The sequence below is a fragment of the Bacteroidota bacterium genome, from assembly GCA_034723125.1.
Classification (GTDB): Bacteria; Bacteroidota; Bacteroidia; order CAILMK01; family JAAYUY01; genus JAYEOP01.
Genome location: JAYEOP010000118.1, coordinates 1 through 4,357 on the forward strand (window position 1 = coordinate 1; position 4,357 = coordinate 4,357).

A 4,357-nucleotide genomic window follows, 5' to 3' on the forward strand; every position below is an offset into this window, starting at 1 on the left:
TTGATTTAATAAGTTCATTTTTATTTTCTGCATATTGAGCATATTCAAAGCCTTTTGAAATACTGTATGCACCGGATTCACCTTTTTTGTTAAGTGCTAAAAAACCAACTTGAAATTCTTTATGGTCATGTTGTTTCTTAATAATTCTTTCCACAGCAAGTTTACATGCTTCCTCAGGTGATTTACCTTGTCGCATAAGTTCAACAACGAGATGTGTGCCTGATATTTTTATTACTGCTTCACCTTTTCCGGTTGCAACAGCACCACCGACTTCATTGTCAACAAACATTCCTGCACCAATGATTGGTGAATCGCCAACTCTTCCGTGTAGTTTCCATGCTAATCCGCTTGTGGTACATGCTCCACAAATATTTCCAAATTTATCGAGTGCCAACATTCCTATTGTATCATGATTATCTTTTTCGGGTGTTAAAGGAACTTGATTAGATTCTTTCCATTTATGCCAAATTTCACTTGCTTTATTTGTAAGAAGATTTTCTTTTTTAAAACCATTCATTAAAGAAAAATCTAAAGCACCTTTACCAACCAGCATTACATGAGGAGTGTTTTCCATAACTAATCGTGCTACTGAAATAGGATTTTTTATATGCTCTAAAAATGCCACCGAACCACAATTTCCTTTTTCATTCATGATGCATGCATCCAGTGTAACATGTCCTTCACGGTCGGGAAGTCCTCCATAGCCAACACTCATAACTTTAGGATCGGATTCGGAAATTCGTACTCCTTGCTCAACAGCATCAAGTGCTTTGCCTCCTTTTACAACAATTTCCCATGCTTTCTCATTTGCTACCAATCCATGATTCCATGTGGAAACGACAATAGGTCGTCTGACTTTTCCTGTATTTTTAAAGCTTTTGATTGAAGAGGTTTTGATATTGGATGAGCGAAGAATTGATGCGGGAAAAGAAGCTAAAGCAGTAAGCAGTAATGAATTTTTCAAAAAATTTCTACGTGAGTTCATATTATTTATTTCTTTTCAAGTTTTTGAAAGAGTTCAAAAATAATAATTTTAATCTAAAGTTTGGAAGTTTTGTTTTTAAAAGCTACAGATGTTTAGTATTTATGGAAAGCAGTCTTCAGTCGGCAGTCTTCAGTCCACAGTCCTCAGTTTGTTTGCCTGAATAACGTTGATTTTTTGGTTACTTTTTCCTTTGCGTTCTTTGCGTCTTTGCGAGAAAATATAAACAAATCAGTCTCCAGTCCGCAGTCAACAGTAGGCAGTCTGTGTGCTTGCCTGAATAGGGTTGACTTTTTTTGTTAATTTTCCTCTGCGTTTCTGCGACTCTGCGTTTAAACAGAGAAACAATCCTCCAGTTGCTACTAATTCTTTTTGCTAATTTTTTTAATAAACAACCTTCTTTACAACATCAATTACTGTCCCGTCAACCCATTTTATTGCTGCAATAATTTTGTCTTCTGTTTTTGGTTTTGCAGGTTTACCACAGATTTGTTCAGCTTCATCTTTTAATTCCTTGATTGTTATTATTGGTAGCCCAGAATTTTTTGTTGCTCCGATAAGGTCTTTTCGTAATGGATTTATTGCAATTCCTCTTTCAGTAACAATTACATCAATTAATTCTCCAGGTCCGCAAATCGTGGTTACTTCATCTTTTATAACCGGAATTCTATCTCTAAATAAAGGAATTGGTAGAATTGTTGTTTTCGATAAGAGACAATTTTGCCATCCACCAACACCATGTAGCAAATATCCATCGGAGTGAGTTACAACGTTTGCATTAAAATCAAGGTCAACTTCTGTTGCCCCCAAAACTACAATGTCAACCATTGTATTAAAATTTCCTTTCCCATGATAATTGTAGCTGGTAAAAGGGCTTGTATCTAGGTGATTAGGATTTTCTCTCATTGAACGAACACCTTCCAAATCAAAAGTTTGTCCGTCAAGTATATATTCTATTAGCCCTTCTTCAAGCATTTGGACAAGATATTTATTACTTCCACCACGGGCAAACCTTGCTTTAATGCCACGCTTTCTCATAATATCGCCAAAATAATTTCCAATTGAAAGAGCAGTTCCACCGGCTCCTGCTTGAAAAGAAAATCCATCTTTTATCAATCCTGCACTATCGCAGAATTTTGCTGTTAGTTCAGCAATTAATAAACGGTCGGGGCTTTTAGTAATTTTTGTTGTTCCCGAAACAATTTTTTCAGCTATTCCAATTTGTTTTACTTCTACTGTGTAATCAACATTATTTCCTTGAATTTGCCAAGGAATGCAAGGGAAAGGAATTAAATTATCTGTTGCAACAATAACTCTGTCAGCATATTGAGAATCGGCTAAGGCAAAGCCTAACAAACCACATGCAGAATCACCTGTAACACCATTTGCATTTCCAAAAGGGTCGGCAGTAGGTGCTGCTATTACAGCAATATCAATATGAATATCTCCATCTTGAACCGCTTGATATCTTCCACCGTGAGAACGAAGAACACCAACTCCTTTCATTTTTCCTTCTGATGTAAATTTTCCTAAAGCTCCATTCATGCTTCCTTCAATGTGATGAATTACACCACTTTTAAGATGCTTGATTAATGGTTCATGACATGGGAATGATGCAGAGGGAAACCAAACGAGATTTTTCACTTCAAGTTCGGCAGCAATATCAAAAATTTGGTTTGCAATTAAATCTCCATTACGAAAATGGTGATGAGTGGAAATTGTCATACCATCTTTTAATCCGGCTTTTATTAATGCAGTTTTCAAATTTGGCTGAAGTTTGTTTCCATCCATTGGATAGTCGGAAACACTTCTTATTGGAGGTGCTGCTTTGTTTCCTTTTGGTTTAAATTTTCCAACTCCTTGAAATGCTATAATCTTTTTACCATTAATCTCAGTAGGAATTAATCTGCCAACGGCATTTTTTTTATATTCAGTCATAATTATTTTTTTATTCGTCTTTCCAATTTTTCTTTAATAGAGATGTTGTTATGGCTATGTTAATAATTTTCAAAGCTCTTTTTACAACAGGTGGATCAATCATTTTTGAACCTAATGAAACTGCTGCAAGTCCTTTTTTCTGTGCTTCATCAAATGCAAGAACTATTTTTTTTGCTTTTTCAATATCATCTTTTTCAGGAGCATAGCTCTCATGGATAACAGGTATTTGTCCGGGATGAATGCAACCCATTCCTTCAAATCCTAATCCTTTTGAAATTTTAATTGTTTCTTTTAATCCTTGCATATCTTCAATATCGGAAAAAACGGAATCTATTGCTTGAATACGAGCGGCTTTTGCTGCATTTACAATTGATGTTCTTGCAAAAAAAGATTCGTTTGCATCCTGTGTTCTTTTTGTTCCAATATCAGCAGTGTAATCTTCAAGACCTATTGCTAAAGCCACATTATTTTTTGATGCAGAAGCAATTTCATAAGCATTGATTACGCCAAGGGCACTTTCAATTATTGGCATAAACCAAATCGGATAAGTGATATCTTTATCTTTTTTGAGTTTATTTATTTCTTTATCTACAGTTTTTATTTGCTCTGCCGATTCTACTTTGGGAATAAGTATTAGATTTACATTGTGAGATACAACAAAATTAAGGTCATCAAGTCCTTTTGGTATCTGGTTTATCCTTACCATTCTTTCAGTATCATAAAAATTTACTGACCTTAACGCATTTCTGACAAGAAATTGAGCTTCTTGTTTTTTATCAATAGATACCGAATCTTCAAGGTCTAAAATTATTCCGTCAGAGTTATAAATCCCTGCATTAATGAAAAATTTGGGAGTGTTCCCCGGCAAATACAATCTTGAAAATCGCTTTTTGTCTTTGTCAGTTGGCTTTTTATTTTCATTGACGTTTTCAAGAAGATATTCTTTTTTAGTACTAATTAGTTTTTTTATAGCTCCTTCAAGTCTTGCAGCAATTACAAAGTCAAGTGCTCCTGAATCTTCAATTTGTACTTTTGCATTGTTTATCTCAAAAAATTGAAGAATTTTTAAAACTAATTCTTTGATAGACTTACCATAAAGAATATCAACTTTGCTTTTTAGTTCAATTTGTATCCCTTTTGATTTTGTTAATTCAAGAGAAATAAAACAATCTGATTTACTTCCTTTGTTCCCTGTGTTTGCAATTTTATCTGACATATTTGCCTTTTAGATTTATTAAATTCAATTTTTAATGACACGCAAATTATTGATTTTTAAAATATATTCAAATTAGAAATGAAAAAAGTTAAAGAAGTGCTTGATGTTTTTTGAAAAATGGGGTAGATGAGAAGAAGTACTTAGAGTAAAAAACAGTCAGCAGTCGGCAGTCAAGAACAGTCAGCAGTCCGCAGTCGGCAGTCAAGAACAGTCAGCAGTCG

3 protein-coding genes are annotated in these 4,357 nt (G+C 34.3%); all 3 read right to left on the reverse strand.

What is annotated here, in order from left to right; all coding sequences use genetic code 11:
- The coding region (locus U9R42_03660; GenBank protein ID MEA3495113.1) for a N(4)-(beta-N-acetylglucosaminyl)-L-asparaginase at nt 1-985 on the reverse strand (985 nt) is incomplete at its 3' end.
- Nucleotides 986-1,366: 381 nt separating this feature from the next.
- The gene (citF, locus tag U9R42_03665; GenBank protein ID MEA3495114.1) at nt 1,367-2,920 is read right to left on the reverse strand and encodes a citrate lyase subunit alpha; all 1,554 of its coding nucleotides are present in this window, start codon (nt 2,918-2,920) and stop codon (nt 1,367-1,369) included.
- A 10-nt stretch (nt 2,921-2,930) separates the two neighbouring features.
- Nucleotides 2,931-4,136 (reverse strand): aldolase/citrate lyase family protein, encoded by a 1,206-nt coding sequence (locus tag U9R42_03670; protein ID MEA3495115.1) that lies wholly within the window; start codon nt 4,134-4,136, stop codon nt 2,931-2,933.
- Between the last annotated feature and the right edge of the window lie 221 nt (nt 4,137-4,357).

What these genes read in the sequence shown, in the direction of transcription:
- citF (MEA3495114.1), bottom strand. Translation starts at nt 2,920, where the DNA reads ATGACTGAATATAAAAAAAATGCCGTTGGCAGATTAATTCCTACTGAG.
- U9R42_03670 (MEA3495115.1), bottom strand. Translation starts at nt 4,136, where the DNA reads ATGTCAGATAAAATTGCAAACACAGGGAACAAAGGAAGTAAATCAGAT.